Origin of the sequence: Streptomyces sp. NPDC051105 (assembly GCF_040682795.1) — a bacterium.
Taxonomy (GTDB): domain Bacteria; phylum Actinomycetota; class Actinomycetes; order Streptomycetales; family Streptomycetaceae; genus Streptomyces.
Map to the genome: position 1 here is coordinate 652,955 of NZ_JBFBBR010000003.1, position 20,205 is coordinate 673,159.

Below are 20,205 nucleotides of genomic sequence, written 5' to 3' on the forward strand. Positions count from 1 at the left end.
CACGCCTGTTGGACGCGTTTTCCCCTGCGGAGGTTGCGGTTCCGGGGGTCTCTGGTGTCACTCGTGCATCAGCCGGCATGGCGGGGGTGGCGGTCACGGCCGGGGGAAGCGTCGGCCCGCATCGGGCGTTCGGGTCCCGCTAGTGCTGTGACCGGAAAGGTTTGCCGGGAGCTCGCGGCGTCCGGTGCGGTGCATCGCAAGGCGGAGCATCACCCGCGTACTGGATGTACTCGGGTGCGGAGCATCACCCGCGTACTGGATGTACTCGGGTGGTGCGGCAACGTGGCGAGGTGCCGTGCCGGGCGTCGCGAGCCGGTGAACCTTTCCGGTCGCAGCACTAACCGTGCATCACCGGGCGGCCCCCGCACGGCGACGACGCCGGATGGTTCACGAAAGCCCCGGCCGGTAAAACTCCGGGATGCGCACGTCGGATGTGTCAAACGCGCGCGCTCCGTACGCTGGTTCACTCGTGGAGGCGTCCGTCGACGGCTTCGCGCGGGGGAAGGGACATGACAGTGGTCAAGGGGGACACGGCAGGACGCCCGGCCTTAGGGAGAGGGCGCGTCCTGTCGCCGCAGGCAGTCGTCAGGGGCGCCGGGATCCTGGTCCTGCCCGACGTGGTGCCGGCCGGCGTCCGGCGGGCCGTGCGGCTGCCCGACGGCGGTTCGCGGACGGCGGGGGGCCGGTCATGACGGACACCCAGGGCTCCTGGGGGCCGCCCAAGGTCTTGGTCGACGCGCTGGAAGCCATCTCGTGCTTCGAGGATCCGGCGATGCTGCACGAGTGCGCGCGTCATGTGAGCCGGGCACTGCGGATCAGGATCCAGCTGCCCAGCACCGGCCGCCCACGCAACGCACTGCTGATCCTGCTGCGCGAGGTGATGCCGCACCCGGAGGGCCTGCAGGCGCTGGGCATCGTGGTCTCGGCGCTGGAGGGGGAGACCCGCCCGATGGCACGGCTGCGTGCCGCGATCGCGATCGCCGAGGTGCCGCTGTTCGACGGGAGCAGCTGGGAACGGCTGATGATCCTCCTCGGCGGCCTCGACGTGCTCGACATCGCCCGGGTCTTCCGCGCGGCCGTGGGAGACCGCCCCGAACCCCTGCCCGCGCACTACCAGGAACCCTGGTCGGCGGTGCTGTACGCCGCGAATCTCAACGCACGCCCTGGCAGGCCGTTGCCCTGCGTCCTCCTCGTCGAGCACCTGGCGCGGTACGCGAAGGGGCAGCAACGGCAGGACCTGCTGGACTGGGTGGCGGAGCACCGGGACCGTCCCGAGGCGTATCCCGCCGGCGCGGCCGGATCCGACGGGCCGTGGCCGGCCGTCGGCGGCCAGGCCTCCCCGTCTGTCCACTCCCACCCGGAGTTCGGCCCTCCGGACCGCCCCCGTCCCGAGCCGTTGCCGGGGAACGGCACGGGGAGCGTCGCGGGAAACGGCGCGGAGACCGCAGCGGGAAACGTCGCGGAGTCCGTTTGGGCCCCCTCCACCTGGTTGCTGATCCGGCTGCGCCCGCTGTTCTACGCCGAGCACGAGGGCAGGCGGCAGTTGACCTACTGGTGGCGGAACGGCGGCGACCCGAACCCGTATCCGGTCAAGGGCGGCGATCTGGAGGTCGACGAGACCGACCTGCCCGAGCGGGTGAAGTCACTGGTGCACGAGGCCGAGACAGGGTGGGCCTATCTGTGCCGCGAAGACATAGCACTGGAGTTCGTACTCTCCAAGGATCTGATGCACCTGGACGTCGAGAACTGGGCGAAGAAGGCGTTCGGCAAGGCCGAGGCCACCCTGGGGAAGGACCATCCGGTGGTGCTGCGCAGTCTCGAAAGAGTGGAAGGCAGAGCCACGCATGGACGCTGGCTCAGGCGATGGGACGCCCTCAAACCCGACAGCCAGGGACCCGTCCACTGGTTCCCCGACGAGCACCCCGACCGGCTGCTCTCCGAGCCTCACCCGGTGCTGGCGGTCCTCAGCGAACCGCCGGGCGGGCAGGGCGGCACGGGCGCGGGGAGCGACGAGCTGGACGCCTCGCTCCGGGCCGGCGTACCGATCGTGGTCTGGGACCGGCGTGGGGGAATCGACCCCGTCTTCCGCAGAGAGTTGCTAGAACTGGCCGAGGGCAAACGCATACACCGGTTACCTGACGAAGTCAGGTCGTTGCGCATTGCGGCCGGAGGCGAGGATCCTGCTATGAACGGCGTTTCATCGCTCGGCCGCTACGCGGCCGTGCTGTGGGACGACCCCTACCGCCTTCCGGGCGGGCGGGCCGAAGCGGCGGAGTCTTCCGCAGAGGGGGGAGGGGAGGGACGAGATGCTGCCAGAGGACGGTGAGAGCGAGAGGACGCGCCCGGGCGAGGACGCACCGGTGGGGGGCGGCACGACGGCTCCGGACCCGAAGAGTGCCGTCGGGCCCGATGGCGGCACTGCGGGGCCGAACGGAGCGGACCACCGCTGGTGGTTCTACCACGGCACCGGCCAGCCCCGTTACGACGATGTCAGTGACTTGCTGCCCGAGCCGCCGCCCTGGCGCCGTTTCACGGGTGGCCCCGTGGTGTCCCCGCCCCCGTCGGACGACGAGGAGATCGAGCGTCGGCTGGGGCGGATCAGCGCGTTATCCCCTGGTTCCGACCAGCTCAGGCGTGAAGTGGACATGGTGAACGCGGCCCTGGTGCTGCGTCGTCCACTGCTGGTCACCGGACGTCCGGGAACCGGCAAGTCGTCGCTCGCGTACCGGATCAGCAGGGAGCTGCGGCTGGGCCGGGTGTTGCGCTGGCACATCACCAGCCGCACCACTTTACGCAGCGGCCTGTACGAGTACGACGCGATCGGCCGCGTCCAGGACTCGGCGGCCCGGCACACCCTGCACCCGGCGGGAGGCGCCGCCGGCACCGGGGCGGAGTCGCAGGCCGGGGAACAGCTTCCCGGGATCGGCGACTACCTCCAACTCGGCCCACTGGGAACGGCCTTGCTGCCGTACGAGGTCCCGAGGGTGCTTCTGGTCGACGAACTGGACAAGAGCGACCAGGATCTGGCCAACGACTTGCTGAGCGTGTTCGAAGAGGGGCAGTTCCGGATCCCCGAACTGGTGCGGGCCCGGCGGCAGCACCGCGAGGTGACCGTCGGGATCGACGATCCCGGCCGCGACGCCGAGATCGTCGAAGGCATCGTCAAGTGCCGCGCCTTCCCCGTCGTGGTGATCACGTCCAACGGAGAGCGGGAGTTCCCGCCGGCCTTTCTGCGCCGGTGTCTGCGGCTGCAGATGCCGGATCCCGACCGGCCGCAACTTGTCGGCATGGTCGCGGCCCACCTGCAGCGGGCCGGGTCCGCGGCATCGGGGATCCCGGCAGCGGAGGGCCTGATCGACCAGTTCCTGCGCAGCAGCCGGGAACGCGGCGGCCTCGCCATCGACCAACTGCTCAACGCCGCGTTCGTGGCGACCTCGGGGCGCTTCTCCGGCGACGAGAGCGCGCTGGAGGACCTCGTGGACGCGTTGTGGCACCGGCTCGACGGGGCGGGGGCGGAATCGAGGACCGGATGACGGCGGCGTCCGCTGAGCCTCCGGCCCCCTCCGGATCGGCAGAGGGGGCATTCACCTCTGCCCCGGACCAGGACCTGCCGGACTGGTCGGAACTGGCGGACGCCCTGTACCTGGCGGCGTATCAGGATGCCGCGGTGCCGCGGTTCGACGTGCCGGGGCGGGCTGCCCTGGAGCGCGGCGAGAGGCTACGGCAGGCCGGACGCCGACGTGCCGAGCGGGTGCCCCCCGAAGGGCAGGACACCCCGCCCGAAGGGCAGGACACCCCGCCCGAAGGGCAGGACACCCCGCCCGAAGGGCAGGACACTCCGCCCGAGGAGCAGGACGGTGCACCGGGCGCCCCCGCGACAACCGGAGAACGGCGCCCGGCCGGTCCCCGCCCCGACCTGGGCGCGCACGTGCCGGAGGGGCGGCCCCCGTCCCGCCCGCTGCACACCCTGCGCCGGCAGGCGGAGACGGATCCCGGACCGTCAGGGTGGCCGGCGTCGCCCCAGCCGGCCGACGGCCTCGGGATCGTCAGATCGCTGCGTCCGCTGCGCCTGACCCGCCACTCGCCCTACGAGGTCGAACTGGACGAGGAGGCGACCGCCGAGCAGGCCGCCGCGGCAGGGGTGTGGACACCGGTGTGCCGACCGGTGTCGGAACGCCGGCTGGATCTGTTGCTGCTGGTGGATACGGGCCCCTCGATGGTCCTGTGGACCCCGGTGACGCGCCGGCTCGCCGAGCTGATGGAGCACACGGCGGCGTTCCGCACCGTGCGGACGGTCCCCTGGGACCTGGCCTCCGGTACGCCGACCGGCCTGCCGGCGGCCGAGGTCCACTCCGACGGCCGGCAGCTGCTGCTGGCCGTCACGGACGGCGGCCACAGCGCCTGGCGGACCGGGCGTGCGGCCTCGGTGCTGAACCGGCTGGGCCGGTCCTCTCCCGTCGCCGTACTGAGCCTGCTCCCCCAGCAGTTGTGGGACCTGACCCTGCCCACGGTCACCCGCACCCGGTTACAGGCCCCGTCGCCCGCCGTCCCCAACCGGGCCTACGACGCCGACTGGAAGCGCCCCGGCACGGACCCTCTGGACCCGCGGTCACCCACGCCCGGCGGGGCCGGCCGGGACAACGCGATCCCGGTGCCCGTCCTCGAGCTGCGGCCGAACGCGCTGAGCCGCTGGGCCCGTCTGGTGGCCGCGGCAAGCGGTGACGGAGGGCACTCCCTGGCGACCCTGTGGACCGCCCCCGACGGGGATCTGCGGTCCGCGACGGTCGGACCGACGACCGAGGACCTGGCCGACCTGGTGACCGAGCCCCTCGCCGGAGAGGCGGACGAGGCGCGCCCCGCCGAGTCCTCCGTGGAGCTGCGGGCGAAACGCGCTGCCGCCGCCGTGCGGCGCTTTCGGGCCACGGCCTCCCCGGCCGCCTACACCCTCGCGCAGCGGCTCGCGGCGGCCGCGCTCAGCCTCCCCGTCATGCGGCTGCTCCAGGAGCTGCAGCCCGGGTCCGAGCCCTGGAACCTCTCCGAGATCATGCTGCTGGGCCTGGTGCGCCGCGTCGACGACGCCGCCGAGACCGAGGCCGTCCATCGCGTGTCGTACGACTTCCCGGAGGGCGTGCGGGAGGAACTCCTGGCTCTCGGCTCCCGCTCCGAGACGCTGCGCGCGATGCGCCAGGTCCGCCGGTATGCCGGGCCGAGGCTGGAGGCGCTCTGGGGCGAGGGCGGGGACGCGCTCGTGGCGCCGGAGGGAGATCCCCCGGACCCCCCGATGACGGAACAGACCCGTCCGTTCGTGGCCCATCTGTACACGGCGTTGTGCTCGGTGTCAGGGCCCTATCTCGCGCGAGCCAACCAGCTTGGCCGTCTGTTGCAGCGCAGCGAGCCCGGACCGGCCGGGCAACCCGCGACTCCTGCCACCCAAGCCGCACCGCATCAAATAAAAGGATCAGGCTACAGACACTCCGAAATGCGGTCAAACTTGAATATACCCCCCGAGGGCGCGCTAGATTACGGGCCTACGCCTCAGCCCGCGCAACCAACGAACATCCGGCCCCTCGCGGGGACTTCCTCAGCAGCGCCACCGTCCATCGGTGTTTTGCCCGTACCCAACGCCCCGCGACAAGGAGGCAAAACCGTGTCCCCCGGCTCCCCCGCTGCCTCCGGTGCACAGCCCCCGAACTCCCCGCCCCGCCTCTGGGGCAACGTCCCGCAACGCAACCGGAACTTCACGGGGCGGGAGGCGCTGCTCGACCGGCTGCGGGAGCGGCTGCGTGGTGGCGTCGCCGCGGTCCTGCCCGAGGCCCTGCACGGCATGGGCGGGGTGGGTAAATCCCAGATCGCCATCGAGTTCCTCTACCGGCACAGCCGGGAATACCGGCTGGTCTGGTGGATTCCAGCGGAACAGGAAAGCCAGATCGTCCAGTCGCTGATCGAACTGGGCGAGCAGATGGGCCTGGAGGCCGGCTCCGACGTGGGGGCGGTGCCGACCGTACTGAATGCCCTGCGCGAGGGTCACCCGTACACCGACTGGCTACTGGTGTTCGATAACGCGGAAGATCCCCGCACAGTACGCAAATACTTCCCGAGCAACGGACCAGGCAGCATCGTCGTGACATCTCGCAACTCCCACTGGTCCACCGACTTCAGCTCCCTGGAAGTCGACGTCTTCACCCGTGAGGAGAGCGTGGCCCTGCTGCGCCGCCGCAGCGAGAACCTGCCCGACGACGCCGTGGACCATCTGGCCGCCGCGCTCGGCGACCTGCCCCTGGCGGTGGAGCAGGCGGCGGTCTGGCTGGCCGAGACCGGCATGCCGGTGCAGCAGTACCTGGAGGTGTACGAGCGCAACTTCACGGAGTTGATGCAGTCGGACCCTCCGAGCGACTACAACCGGTCGGTGGCGGCGGCATGGAACGTGTCGCTGGAGCGGCTGCGCGAGAGCCGGCCGGACGCCCTGCAGTTGCTGCAGGTCTGCGCGTTCTTCGCGCCCGAGCCGATCGACTGGGACCTCTTCTCGGCGGTGCGCGGCATCTCGGTTCCTCCGGAGTTGCAGGCCACACTGGACGATCCGGTCAGACTGGGCCGCGCCGTGCGCGAGATCGGGCGGTACGCCCTGGCCCGCATCGACCACCGGCAGAACACGGTCCTCATGCACCGGCTGGTACAGCGGGTGCTCATCGAGCAGATGAACCCGCAGGAACAGGAGTCGATGCGGCACGCGGCGCATCAGCTGCTGGCCCACGCGGATCCGCGCAATCCACAGCGATCCGTCTACTGGCCCCGTTACTCGTCGCTGCTCAGCCACCTGAGGGCGTCCGACGCGGTGCGGTGCAAAGACGGCTGGACACGTCTGCTGGTCCTGAACGAGGTGCGGTTCCTGCGGGCGCGCGGCGACCACGAGGGATCCCTGGCTCTGGGCGAGCAGGCAGCGGACATCTGGCGCGCGGACCTGAGCGAGGATCACGAGGAGATCCTCGCCGTCGACCAGCAGATCGCCGAGACGCTGCGGGAGCAGGAGACCGACCTGCCCCGCGCCTACGCGCTGCAGTCCCACCTCGTGGAGCGGTACCGCAGGGCCCTGGGCGAGGGACACGAGAACACGCTGCGGGCCCAGAGCTACATGGCCATCCATCACCGCACCCGGGGGAAGTTCGAAGAGGCCCGGGAGATGGACCAGCGCGTCTTCGAGACCAGCGCACGGGAATTCGGCAGGGACGACCCCGCCACCCTCCTCGCCGCGCACAACTATGCCGTGAGCCTCCGGCTGGCGGGCAACGCCGAAGACGCCCTGGCCCTCGACTACGACACCTGGCAGCGCCGGATCGAGGTGCTCGGCGAGGACCACATCAACACACTGGGCACGCGGGAGGCCTATCTCCTCGACCTGCAGGAGGTCGGTCGCTACGAGGAGGCCAACGAGGGGTACGAGGCGCTGGCCGCGGAAGTCACCGCAAGTCTCGGCGAGCAGCACCGGTTCGTGGCGCTGGTGAACCGCAACCGGTGCGTCACACTGCGCAAGATGGGCGACCATCAGGGCGCCTACGCGCTGTCCAGCAGGTACCTGGAACTGACCGCCGAAACCCTCGGCACCGCCAGCCGCCAGTACCTGCTGATCGCGGTCAGCCACGCCAACGACCTGCGACAGGTCGGCAAGCTCCAGGAATCGCGCGCCCTGAGCGAACAGATGCTGGAGATGCACCGCACCAAGTACGGCCGGGAACATCCGCACAGCTACGCCATCGCCATGAACCTCGCGGTGACACTGCGTCTGCTGGGGCAGCCCGAAGCCGCGTTGGTACTGGACACGGAATCGGTCGAGGGTCTCACCCTCGAACTCCCTTCGGGGCACCCCCGCACCCTGCTCGCCCGTATGAACCTGGCCAGCGACTACTTCGCTCTGGGGCGCATCGAAGAGGCGCACGATCTCGACGACGCCGTGGCGGAGGAGTCGAGGCGACCGCGTGAGAACCACCCGACGAACCTGGCCGTGGGACTCAACCTGAGCCATGACCTGAAGGCGTTGCGCCGGACCGAGGAGAGCGAGCGCCTGTACGCCAGGACGCTGGACCAGTACCGCGAACGCCTGGGCCCCTCGCACCCCGCCACGCTCGACGCCGAAAGGGGGCTGCGGGCCAACGGAGACATCGACCTGCTCTCCCTCTAGGAGCCGGCCCCGGCCAGCCACTGGGCGAGTTCGGCAGGGGCGGGCACGTCTCCTCCGGCCGCGGCGACCGCCCGGCGGACGCCGGCCACCGCCTCGGGACGGTCGAGCAGCAGAGCGGCACCCGGCCGTCTGGCATGCTCGGGTTGCGCCAACACCGCGCCGATCCATGCCTCGGGGTCCCCGGGGTCCTGCGCCGCCCACTCCGCGTACGCGGCCGCGGCCCGCTCGGTGTCTCCCGCGACCGCGGCGTACCCGGCCCTGAGCGCGGGCTCTCCGTCTCTGTCCTGCCGTAGCCGCCGACGGTCGAAGGTGTCCGGCGCGGAGAGCCGGAACCTGGCCAGCGGTCCGAAAGTGTCGAGACGGATCAGGTCGGGGCGCGGACGCAGCTCTGCGGGCGGCAGGGCCGGAGCAGCGGAACCGGCGATCCAGGCTTCGGCCAAACGATTCGCCATCGGAGCCGGAACCTCCAGGTGCCGTGCCCGCCACACCGCACGCCGCAACGTGCAGTAATCGCGGGCCAGTGCGGCCGGCCCGGCGGCCACCTCGTCGTCCTGCCAGGTGGCGAGCTGGTCAGCGATCTCGCCGACGAACAGTTCGCCTGCCCCCGTCAGGTTCTCGCCGGGCAACAGCGCCGCCACCGCCTCCTGCAACTGCTCCCGCAGCACGGCGAACTCGAAGTCCGCGCGCCGGGACTCCGGGCCCGTCACATGCCTGCGGTGTGCGCGCCAGAACCGCCCGACGCCGGCGAAAGCGAACAATCCGTGGATAAGGCCGTGCACCGGCCTGGGATCACTGCGCCACGGCGCGTAGTAGAGCCGCGTCCCCTTCGGCTCGCCGCCGTCCACGTCCCCCTCGGCCCCCTCGTCCCCCTCGGCCCCCTCGGCCCCCTCGGCCCCCTCGTCCTCCTCCTTCTCTGGGACGTGGACCAGGGGCACCAGGCCGAGCAGCGCGTTGAGCTGTTGATGGCGGGACTCGTGGACGAGGACGGCCGCCGTCTGGGTCTCGTCGGAGGGCAGGGACAGGGTGACCGCGCCGAAGGCGTCCAGCGAGGAGGCACTGGCCACCAGCGCTCCCCGCGCGCCTCGGAACGAGCGCGGTACGAGGGCCCGCACCAACGTCCTGAGCGCGACGGCCTCCGCCGGGCACTCCCGGTCCAGCAGGGCGTACGCGCCGGCCAGCCGGGCCTCCCAGACGCGCAGCCGCTCATCGCCCGAGCGGTCGGGCGACCGCGGGTAGCGCGTGAAGTCCCGATACGGACTCACCGTGTCCAGCCACGGCCCCGGTCCCACGGCGCCGTCCCCGGCGGGCGCGAAGCCGCGCACCGCCCGCAGCGGACGCCAGCCCGGCGCCTCGGAGGCGAGGTGCCGGGAAGCCGGCAGCCGTACCTCTGCCAGTTCCCCGACCGCGACGGCGCCCTCCCGGTCCACCCGGATCTCGGCCTCGGACCACCGGCGGCGTGCCACCGGGCCCGCCATTCCCGCGCCGGGGAGCCAGATCATCCCCCGGTGTGCGGGCACCCGCAGCACACCGGACACCCCGGAACGCAGGGCAGCCGCCGCGGCCAGCGCATGGAACTGGCCGAGATCGGCCCAGAGCGGGGCGGCGGACGCCGGGCCCTCGGCGGTGCCGCCCAGGCGGCGGAGCAGGCGCAGCGCCCACGCCATGACGGTGGGATCCGCGAGGACGGCTTCCACCGCTTCGGGAGACCGCTCCTCGGCCGCGCACAGCAGGCTCCAGGCGGTCCGGCCCGACACGACACCGGCGTGCCGGCCGCGCCGCGCCGCCTCGTCGTCGTGTTCCAGCAAGGCACGCAGCACCAACAGGAGCTGACTGCGCTGAGCCGCACGTAACAGGCGCAGGTCGGCCTCGCTCGCACGGCCCGCCGCCATGTCCCGGAGCGAGTCCCGAGACATCCGGTGGACGTCCAACGGCCCAGCGGTCACCGCCCGCACTCGTCCGGACGCCTGCCGCGGACGAATCTCATCTCGTCGCTCTGGCTGTCGCCCAACAGCGTTCCGAAGGCCAGGGCCGCCTTGGCGTTCATCTCCCTCAACGCGCGTCGCAGGGCAGGATCGTCACTCGATTGCAGCTCCGCCAGAGAGAGCCCAGACAGATCTAGAAGGTCGGAACGGAAGTCCTTCGCAGGGTCTGCCATACGTGGTTCCCCCCTGACATGGTGTTTGGCGGCTCTGGGCGCGCTTCCATGGTGGCTGCAATGCCCCTGCAGTGGAAGACGGCCGCAGGTCATCCACCGTGCGGCCCGCACAGGCGCCAGGCAGGCAGGCGAGGAGGGGGCGACATGAGGAGGTTACTGCGGTTTCCGGCGGGAGAACGGTGACGGATTCCCGGTCGGGGAGGCGACCGATGACGGGCTGGGGGCGTCAAGGTCTCCAAGTCAAGGGGCGCGGGGCACCTCAAGGCGACCGTGGCATGGCGCCCGCACGGTACCTGCGGACGGGGCGGTCGCCCCGCCGGTCACCGCGGCGAACGGGGCTTCGCCTCGCGTGCAGAACAGGGCATTGCCGTGCGGCAGTTGCGTCGGGACCGGGGGAACGGCGTCCCGGACCGACCGGATCCCGGGTGCCCTCCGCTCCGCGCCGAGCCGCCGTACGCGGAGCCCGTCACCCGTCGCCGTGCTGGCGGCGGATTCTCGCGGCCACCTCGTTCTCCTCCGTCTCCCACCAGGGGCGGACCCGTTCGGCGGACGGGGCGGTCGGGGTGGGGGCGGCGGGGGCGGCGGCGGGGGCCTCGGCGGCCTGTTGCCGGTCCAGGTGGCGGTCGAGCGCCGCCGTCTGTACCCGTTCCACCCGCGCCCACTGGAACAGGATCGTCAACAGGAACGGCAACGCGACCAGCTCGGCGATGCTCAGCATCGCGCCGCCGCCGATCTGCTGGTCGTGCCGGACGTCCGGGGACCAGGACGGGTGGTGGTGCAGGTACCAGGCACCGGCGATCAGCGTGCCGTGCGTCATGACGACCACGCCCGGGATCGCGTCGATCACCCCGTCCAGGAAGACCAGGGCCGCCCGGACCGGATGGGTGCACCAGGCCGGGAGGGTCTCCTCCCGGGTCAGCACCGGTACGACGAACAGGCATCCCGCGATCAGCAGGTGCAGGTACATCAGCTCGTGCAGCCAGCCCACCCGCAGCGCGGTGCCGAAGTAGGGGGTGAAGTAGATGGTCAGCTCGGTGGTGAGCACCAGCGCCGTGCTGACCAGGGGGAAGGTCAGCAGACGGATCAGGCGGCCGGTCATCGTGCGGCGGAGCCGTGCCGCCGCGGGCTCCGGCAGGGCCTCCACCGCGAGCCGGAGCGGGTCGCCCAGCGCCAGACCCAGGGGCGCGACCAGGTCGAGCAGGATGTTCTGGACGGCGGCCGGCCAGAACAGCACGTGGTCGTAGACGGCGAGGGCCGACATCGTCGCCACCACCAGCGCGCCCAGGCCCAGGACCGTGAAGGCGGCGGTGCGGGCCGGCGACCAGGGCTCGCCCTTCGCGCCTACCCGCAGCACGCCCCAGCCGTACAGCCCGCCCAGGGCCACGACCAGCAGCAGCGCCGGCACATCCGGCTGCCACGACGTCAGCAGCCGGCCCACGGTCAGTTCGGCCATCCGGCTCATCCTCCTTCGGTCCGGGACGAAACGGGTCAGGTCAGGTCCACTGCGCGACGCTATACCCGGGCCGCCCGGCGCCGGCAGCGGGACCGGCGGCAGACGCGCGACCCGTACCTGGTACGTCACCGGGCGGTACCGGTTCCGCACCAAGGTCCGCAGCGGCCCCGACGCCTACCGGCAGACCATGCGCACCGAGAAGCGGTGCGTGGAACTGGACGACGTGAACGGCGACAGGACGCGGGACGACGTCTGGTACCGGGTCAGCGGTTCGGTCCCCGGCGACGCCCGGACCGCGGACGGGCACGCCCGGCGGGAGTCCGTCCCGACCGGCGAGGGCTGCCGAGCCGTCCGCCCGCCACCGCGTCACAGTTCTGTGCCGGGCCGAAGTGGTCCTTGGCCACTTTCGCCGGACCGTGCTTAGGGTGATCACCGCGGTTACGGATCTTGACCGGTCCGGCTCCGCAGGACTGGTATTACGCACTGGGGGGCGTCTTTCATGGGGGAACGGTCTGTCATGCCTCGGCGTGTGCCGGCGCGGCCCGTCGCCGCGGTCCTGGCCGCCGTCGGGATCGTCGCCGGGGTGCTGGTCGGCGGGCCGGGGCTTGAGTCGGTGCCGGGGTGCGGGACGTCGGGAGACCTCTATCCGTCGCAGACCGCGCGGGACTGGGTGTCGTACGCCGATCACGTCGTCGTCGCCAGCCCGACCCGGGAGCAGGAGACCAACCGGCGGACCTACCGCAAGGGGTCGGTCGCGTACGCGATGGACCGGCTGGTGAGCTTCCGGACCGACAGCAGGCTGTGGTCCCGCAGTTCACCCCGGCACGCCATCGGGTCGGACTTCGACATGGTCGCCCCGGGCTGGCAGGTCTACCGGTCCAGTGGCACCCGCGTGGCGCAGCCGGCCACCGACGCGCCCCGGCTCGAGGTCGGCCACACCTACCTGCTCGCCCTGCGCTGGCGCGAAGGCGGCTGGGTGGTCCTCGGCGAGGGCGGATCCGTGCCCTTCGACGACGGCACCGGCGACCAGGGCGAGTGGTGCGGACGTGTGCTGAGCAAGGAGGACGTCGCCGAGGGGGAACGATTCTCCCGGCATGACGACCACAGCCTGGAGAAGGCGGTATTCGGCCAGAACGAGCAGGCCGTCAAGCGCATCCTCGACAACGCCGCTCACGACGGCGCCGGCAGCGACTGAGGCGACCGCGACCGAGCCGGGCCGCCGGGCGGCCGCCCCGGCCGAACCCAGCCCGCCTGCCCCTCCTGCACACAGGCACCCACATCTCCCCCACCGAAATGGCATGAACAGTTCACCTGTTCTCCACATTCGACGTGCTGGTGCGCAAGGAACCGGCCATTGACTCTCCCCGCGCGGCACCCCATTCGGGGCCGTGTGGGGAGAATCGTTTCGTATAGGGGGGGCACAGTGGTGTCCGCACTCGAGGGTTCCGCCGGGGCGGAATCCGAAAGACCCGTGCCCAGGCGGCTGTCCGCCGCCCGGGGGCTCGGGGACCGGATGTTCCGGTACCAGTTGACGGCCACGGGTGGCATCGTCCTCGCCATCATGGCCGCCGTAGGGCTGTTCCTGCTGCTGCGGGCCGGGCAGGCGCTGCGGGCGAGAGGCGTCTGGGCCTTCCTCACGACCGCCGAATGGCAGCCGGACGTACACAGGTTCGGCATCGCGGCCGTGCTCACCGGCACACTGCTCATCGCCGCCGTGGCCGTCACGATCAGCGTGCCACTGGCCCTCGGCACCGCCCTGTTCATCTCGGACGTGGCGCCCCGGCCCCTGCGCCGCACGCTCGTCACGATGGTGGACCTGATGGCCGCCGTGCCCTCCGTGGTCTACGGCCTGTGGGGGCTGTTCTTCCTCCAGCAGCACGTGATCGGGCTCTCCCGCTGGCTGTCGGACTGGTTCGGGTGGATCCCGTTCCTGCACGTCGACGGCGTCCAGCCGGGCGAACCCCTCTCCTCCCAGAGCGTCTACACCGCCTCCACCTTCGTCGCCGGGATCGTCGTCGCCCTGATGGTCGCGCCGATCCAGTGCTCGGTGATGCGCGAGGTGTTCGCCCAGGCGCCGGCCGGTGAACGCGAGGGCGCCTACGCGCTCGGCGCTACCCGCTGGGGCATGATCCGCGCGGTCGTACTGCCGTACGGCATGGGCGGGATCATCGGCGGCACCATGCTGGGCCTGGGCCGGGCGCTCGGCGAGACCATCGCGGTCTACCTGATCATCTCGCCGGTCTTCGTGATCCAGCCGCACATCCTGCAGACCGGCTCGAACTCGGTCTCCTCCCTCATCGCCCTGCACTACGGCGATGCCTCCACCTTCGGCATGTCGGCGCTGATGGCCGCGGGCCTGGCGCTGTTCCTGCTCACCCTGGCGGTCAACTTCACCGCCTCCTCGATCGTGGCGCGGTCACGGTCCGGCGCGCAGAGCGAGGCCTGACGATGACCGTCGTAGACCTTGAGAAGAACGTTCCGCAGGACGCCCCCCGGGAGGTCCCCGCGGACGGCTCCACGGACGACTCGGTCGCCACACTCCCCGACGTGCCGCGCCGGATCGGCGGCCTCACCCGCTCCGGGGTGCTCTCGCTGTTCGGCGCCGCCGCCTCCGGACTGTGCACCGCCATCCTCCTCTTCGGTGAACTCGCCCCGTTCTCCGGGGGGTTGGGGTTCTTCGTCACCGCATACCTTTCATTCCTAGGTATCTACGCGGTGTTGACAGGGCTCGAGGAGGACGGGCAGGCGGTACGGGACCGGGTGATGACCATCGTCCTGTGGACCGCGGGCGGGCTCATGTTCTGCGCGCTCGCCATGGTCGTCGGCTTCACCGCGTGGCGCGGCCGGGAGGCCCTGCCGCACGGCAACTTCTTCACCCAGGACATGCAGGCGGCGGGCCCGCTCGACCCGCTGACCCACGGCGGCATCGCGCACGCCATGCTCGGCACGCTCATCATGATCGCCATCGCGCTGGCGATCACGGTCCCGCTGGGCCTGGCCTGCGCGGTGTACCTCAACCAGATCCGCGGCCGCTTCTCGCGGTTCGTCCGTACGATCGTCGAGGCGATGACCGCGCTGCCGTCGATCGTGGCCGGCCTGATGGTGTACGCGGTCTGGATCCTCGGTCTCGGCATGCAGAAGTCGGGGCTGGCGGCGGGCTTCGCGATCAGCGTGATGATGCTGCCGATCGTGATCCGCGCGGCGGACGTGGTGCTGCGCCTGGTGCCGGGCAATCTGACGGAGGCGTCCGAGGCCCTCGGCGCCCCGCGCTGGCGAACGGTCTGGCACGTGGTCCTGCCGACGGCTCGCTCGGGTCTCGCCACCGCGGTCATCCTCGGCACGGCCCGCGGCATCGGCGAGACCTCCCCGGTCCTGCTGACGGCGGGCTTCACGGCAGCGCTCAACGCCGACCCGACGAGCGGCCCGATGGTCTCCCTCCCCCTCGCCGTCTTCAACTTCGTCAAGTCCCCCGAGCCGACGATGATCGCCCGCGGTTTCGGCTCGGCGGCGGTCCTGATGGCACTGGTCCTGGTCCTCTTCGCGATCGCCCGGGTGATCGGCGGCCGCGGCCCCGGCCACCAGAACAAGCGCCAGGCGAAGAGGGCGGCGCGGGCGTCCCGCCGGGACGCTACGAGATTCGCCGAACTCCACACCCCGGGACTGGAGTTGTTCGAGCCCGGTGCTTCTGAAACCGACGACCCCGGCAAGCGCCCCGAAAGGGGCGCGGGGAACGGCGCACCCGGCCCCCACACACCCGCACCCGACAACGACGGGCAGACCCCCCACACCGACACACCCGCACCCGCACCCGCACCCGACAACGACGAGCAGGCCCCCAAAGCCGACGCACCCGCACCCGACAACGACGGGCAGGCCCCCCAAGCCGACGCACCCGAGCCCGCCGACGACGAGCAGGCCCCACAGGGGCCACCCGCACCCGACGACGAAACCCGCACGGGTGGTGCGGGTGGGAACGAAGACCTCGCAACAGGAGACAGCCACTGATGTCCAGCCCTGTCATCAACGCCCTCCGCCGGCTGGGCATCCTGGCCGCACTGCTCGGCATCATCGGCACCCTCGCCGGTACGCCGGCGTCCGCCGACAGCTACACCCCCATCGCCGGCGCCGGGTCCACCTGGGCCGAGAACGCCGTCGACGAATGGCGCCGCGCCGTCAACCAGTACGGCATGCGGATCAGCTACGCCGGCACCGGCTCCTCCGACGGCCGCCGCCAGTTCCTCTCCGGCACCGTCGACTTCGCCGTCTCCGACATCCCGTTCCAGACGAACCCCACCGACGGCAGCGCGGCCGAACGCCCCGCGAGCGGCTCCTACGCCTACATGCCGATCGTCGCCGGCGGCACCGTCTTCATGTACCACCTCACCGTCAACGGCAAGCGGGTCACCAACCTCCGCCTCTCGGGCGACGTCGTCACCAAGATCTTCACCGGGGTCGTCAAGACCTGGGACGACCCGGTGATCAAGGCCGACAACCCCGGCCTCCAGCTGCCGCACCGCACCATCGTCCCGGTGGTCCGCTCGGACGGCTCCGGCTCCACCGCCCAGTTCACGATGTGGATGGCGAACCAGCACAGGTCGCTGTGGAACGCGTACTGCGCGAAGGTGGGCCGGTCCGGGTCCTGCGGCCAGACCTCGTACTACCCCACCGTCTCCGGCATGATCGCCCAGTCCGGTGACCTCGGTGTCGCCGGTTACGTCGCCCAGAACTACGGCGAGGGCGCCATCGGGTACGTCAACTACTCGTACGCGCTCAACGCGCACTACCCGGTCGCCAAGGTCCTGAACCACGCGGGCTACTACACCGAGCCCACCCCGCAGAACGTGGCGGTCTCGCTCCTCAAAGCGAAGATCAACACCAACAAGAGCTCGGCGGACTACCTCACCCAGCAGCTCGACGGCGTCTACAACGACTCCGACAAGCGCAACTACCCGCTGTCCAGCTACTCGTACATGATCCTGCCGCTGAAGGTGCAGGGCACCTTCACCAAGGTCAAGGGCAAGACGCTCGGCGCGTTCTCGTACTACTTCATGTGCCAGGGACAGCAACAGGCCCCGAAGCTCGGCTACTCGCCCCTGCCGATCAACCTCGTCCAGGCGGGCTTCGACCAGATCCGCCGGATCCCGGGTGTGCAGGCGCAGAACATCAACATCAAGAACTGCAACAACCCGACCTTCACCGCCAGCGGCCAGAACCGGCTCGCCCAGACCGCGCCCTACCCCGCCGCCTGTGACAAGAAGGGCGCCGCACCCTGCACCACGGGCACCGGCGGCACCAAGTCCGGCACCGGCAACAACAGCAGCACCTCCGGCGGCACCGGCGGCACCGGCACCGGCTCCGGCGGCGCGACCGGCACGGCCTCCGACGGCGGCGGCTCCGCAGGGGGAAGCAGTGCCACGCCCTCCGTCGACCCCGACACCGGCCAGACCATCTCCCCGGACGGCACCGGCTCCGGCGGCACCGCCTCGTCCGGCGGTACGACCGCCGGCGGCACCGTCGCCCTCGCCCAGCCGGTCGCCGTGGCCACCGGGCACGGCTGGACCGCCACCCAGACGCTGATGCTCCTGGCCGCGGTCCTGGTGTTCGGCCTGCTCCTGCTGCCCTCGGTGGTCTCCAGGCTGGTCGGCAGCAAGGCCGGCGGCAGTGGCAACAGCCGCTCCGAAGACGGGAGTTCGCGATGAGGCGCACCCGGATACGCAACGCGCTGATACGGCTTCTCGCCGGCGCCACCGTCGGCGCCCTCGCCGGACTCGCGGTCGCCCAGACCGCCCCCACCGCCACCGCGGCCACCGCGGCCACCGGCTCGGCCGTGACCGTCTCCGGGCGCGGCGAGTTCAAGGACATGAAGTTCACGGTCAGCCAGACCACCCACCTCACCAGCCAGGCCGTCACGGTCAGCTGGTCCGGCGGTGCCCCGACCACCTTCGCGGGCACGCAGTTCAACACCGACTTCGTGCAGATCATGCAGTGCTGGGGCGACGACGACGGCACGGTCCCGTCGAATCCCGGTCCGTCGCGCACCCAGTGCCAGTACGGCGCCTCGCCGACCACGGACCGCGGCAGCTGGCCCGGCAACGACTACGACGACACCCGCCGGGTCTTCTACAACGCCGACCCCACCAACTACGGCCAGGACGACCGCTTCGGCGCCGGCAACCCCAACGCCCCCGGTGAGGTTCCCTTCAAGCCGGTCAGCGGCGACACCGTCACCAGCAACACCCAGAACAACCCCTACTTCAACCACAACACCACCAACGAGGTCGACTTCGCCCGCACCGGCGCCGACGGCACCGGCAAGGAGTTCTTCGAGGTCCAGACCGCCAACGAGGCACCGCATCTGGGCTGTGGAGTGCCCGTGACGGTCGACGGCGCCACCAAGCCGCGCAGTTGCTGGCTGGTGATCGTCCCGCAGGGCCATCTCGACCTCGACGGCAAGCCGTACGCCGACCAGAGCCAGGTCAACGCGGGCTCCCCGGTCTCCTCCACCAACTGGAAGAACCGGATCGCCGTCAAGCTGGACTTCAACAGCGTGGGCACCAACTGCGCCCTGGGCGCCGACGAGCGCCCCACCGCCGGCAGCGAACTCGCCGCCGACGCCATGACCAGCTGGCAGGGCGCCCTGTGCGCGGCCGGCAAGGTCTACGGCTACACGGAGATGGGCGAGCCCGACGCCCGCACCCGGCTCGGCAACGACGGCTCCTTCGGCCTCGCCTTCACCACCCGCGCGCTGGGCTCCGACCTGGCCACGACCGCGCCCCCGGGTACGACGTCGTATGCGCCGGTCGCGCTCTCGGGAACCGTGATCGCCTTCACGATCGAACGAAGACCCAGGTCCGACGCTCCCGAGTCGGAGAACAAACTCGCCGGGACCAAGGTCGAGTCGATCGACATCACCCCGCGTCTGGCCGCCAAGCTGCTCACCGAGTCGTACCGCAACTCCACCTGGCAGGCGGTGATCAACGGCATCGCCGCCAAGGGGTACGGCTGGGCGAAGAACAACCCGGCCGGTCTCGCCACCGACCCCGAGTTCATCGAACTGAACCCGGAGTTCGCCCATCTGTCGGTCGCCGAGACCCCCGCCACCGACACCGACCTGCTCACCTCGCTCGGCCACTCCGACTCGGCCCGCGCGCTGTGGCAGTGGATCGTGTCCGACAAGGACGCCCGGCAGTTCCTCGCCGGTGTCCCGGACGACTGGGGCATGCGGATCAACCCGTACTACTCCACCAACACGGACCTCAACCCGACCGGCGTCGCCTTCGACCCGTCCCAGACGGACGACTACCCGAAGAGCGACCCCTGGTGCACCATCCCGGCCGGCAGCGGCGCCACCCAGAAGCAGTGCATGATCGACTTCCATCCCTACGTCGACGACATGCACGCCGGCGCACTGCACACCCGTCGCGCCGACGGCCTGTGGAAGTCGACCTGGGACCCGCTGGCCACCCCGCCCGCGTACAAGAGCCCCGGCCCGCAGACCGTGGGTTCCCGCTTCCTCATCACGGTCACGGACGCGGCTTCCGCCACTCGGTACGGTCTCCAGACCGCCCGTCTGCGCAACGCGGCAGGAAAGTTCGTCGGACCGACGGAGAACGCCCTGACGTCCGCCGCCGCGAGCGCCTCCGGCAAGGGACTCGCCGAGATCACCCCGTCCGGGGCGACGGCCAAGGGCGCCTACCCGCTGGCCCAGCTGGTCTACGCGGCGGTCCGCCCCGGCAAGGTGAGTAAGGCCGCCCGCCAGGACTACGCCTACCTGCTCAGGTACGCGGCGGGCAACGGCCAGATCACCGGCGCCGACCCGGGCCGGCTGCCCGCCGGCTACGCCCCGCTGCCGAAGAAGCTGCGCGGCGAGACCGACAGGGCGGCCGACGCGCTGATCCACTACACCGGCCCGAGCCCGGCCGGCGACGGCGGCCCGGCGGACGGCGGCGGCACCGACACGAGTGGCGGCGGCCCCTCCGGCACCGGCGGTCTCGACGGCGGCACCGGCGGTGGCACCGGCGGTGGCACCGGCACTCCGACCGACGGTTCCTCCGTCTCACCGAGCCCGAAGGCGTCCTTCGACGGCGGCGAGGCGCTGCAGACCACCACGGCCGGCAACACCCCGGCGGACCCGGCCAACCCGCTGCGGTACGCCGTCCCGGTCGGGGCCGCGCTCGGCGCGGTCGCCGGAGCCGGGGCACCCTTCGCGGGCGGTGGCCGGCTCAGGCTGCCGCTGCGCGTCCCGCTGCCCGGCGGCCGCACGGTGACGGTCCTTCCCGAACTTCCGCAGCGACTGCGGAGGCTGCTGCGGCCCTGAGGCCGCCCCACAGACGGCCGCCCGCCCCGAAGGACAGTCGGGGCGGACGGCCCGCACCACCCTGCCAGATCCGTTTCACTCCTCGCTCCTTCACACATCACGGAGAC

The 20,205-nt window shown here is 71.4% G+C and carries 10 protein-coding genes; 8 read left to right on the top strand and 2 right to left on the bottom strand.

The genetic code is table 11. The features are described 5' to 3' along the window. The first annotated feature begins 688 nt into the window (after positions 1 to 688). Genes AB0N16_RS10500 through fxsT form a run of 3 tightly spaced genes read left to right on the top strand, consistent with a single transcriptional unit; the run spans position 689 to position 8,173 of the window. A complete protein-coding gene (locus tag AB0N16_RS10500) occupies positions 689 to 2,326 on the top strand; it encodes a hypothetical protein (protein WP_365795080.1) in 1,638 nt (545 codons plus the stop codon). Beyond that, the gene (locus AB0N16_RS10505; protein ID WP_365795082.1) at positions 2,307 to 3,533 is read left to right on the top strand and encodes a MoxR family ATPase; all 1,227 of its coding nucleotides are present in this window, start codon (positions 2,307 to 2,309) and stop codon (positions 3,531 to 3,533) included. Before AB0N16_RS10500 ends, AB0N16_RS10505 begins: the two co-directional genes overlap by 20 nt. Beyond that, complete coding sequence (gene fxsT, locus AB0N16_RS10510; protein ID WP_365795084.1) at positions 3,530 to 8,173, top strand: FxSxx-COOH system tetratricopeptide repeat protein; 4,644 nt, start codon at positions 3,530 to 3,532, stop codon at positions 8,171 to 8,173. The genes AB0N16_RS10505 and fxsT overlap by 4 nt, the downstream gene beginning before the upstream one ends. Here the strand turns inward: fxsT and AB0N16_RS10515 are convergent. Together AB0N16_RS10515 and AB0N16_RS10520 are read right to left on the bottom strand one after the other, a co-directional pair. After that, entirely contained in the window at positions 8,170 to 10,062 is a 1,893-nt protein-coding gene (locus AB0N16_RS10515) for an HEXXH motif-containing putative peptide modification protein (protein ID WP_365795086.1), read from the bottom strand. The two genes, fxsT and AB0N16_RS10515, sit on opposite strands and share 4 nt — an antisense overlap. A gap of 732 nt (positions 10,063 to 10,794) precedes the next feature. Continuing rightward, positions 10,795 to 11,790 carry a cytochrome c oxidase assembly protein gene (locus tag AB0N16_RS10520; protein ID WP_365795088.1) on the bottom strand — a complete coding sequence of 332 codons (996 nt, stop codon included), beginning with the start codon at positions 11,788 to 11,790 and terminating at the stop codon, positions 10,795 to 10,797. 508 nt (positions 11,791 to 12,298) lie between these two features. Between AB0N16_RS10520 and AB0N16_RS10525 the strand changes: the two genes are divergently transcribed. The 5 genes from AB0N16_RS10525 (at position 12,299) to AB0N16_RS10545 (ending at position 20,098) form a co-directional block, all read left to right on the top strand. After that, a complete protein-coding gene (locus AB0N16_RS10525) occupies positions 12,299 to 12,976 on the top strand; it encodes a hypothetical protein (protein ID WP_365795090.1) in 678 nt (225 codons plus the stop codon). A gap of 276 nt (positions 12,977 to 13,252) precedes the next feature. Continuing rightward, a complete protein-coding gene (gene pstC / locus AB0N16_RS10530) occupies positions 13,253 to 14,227 on the top strand; it encodes a phosphate ABC transporter permease subunit PstC (protein WP_365795092.1) in 975 nt (324 codons plus the stop codon). Between the two features lie 2 nt (positions 14,228 to 14,229). Then, the gene (pstA, locus tag AB0N16_RS10535; protein ID WP_365795094.1) at positions 14,230 to 15,786 is read left to right on the top strand and encodes a phosphate ABC transporter permease PstA; all 1,557 of its coding nucleotides are present in this window, start codon (positions 14,230 to 14,232) and stop codon (positions 15,784 to 15,786) included. Continuing rightward, positions 15,786 to 17,480 (top strand): phosphate ABC transporter substrate-binding protein PstS, encoded by a 1,695-nt coding sequence (locus AB0N16_RS10540; RefSeq protein ID WP_365795096.1) that lies wholly within the window; start codon positions 15,786 to 15,788, stop codon positions 17,478 to 17,480. The genes pstA and AB0N16_RS10540 overlap by 1 nt, the downstream gene beginning before the upstream one ends. Next, positions 17,477 to 20,098 carry a hypothetical protein gene (locus AB0N16_RS10545; protein ID WP_365795098.1) on the top strand — a complete coding sequence of 874 codons (2,622 nt, stop codon included), beginning with the start codon at positions 17,477 to 17,479 and terminating at the stop codon, positions 20,096 to 20,098. The genes AB0N16_RS10540 and AB0N16_RS10545 overlap by 4 nt, the downstream gene beginning before the upstream one ends. Positions 20,099 to 20,205 lie beyond the last annotated feature (107 nt).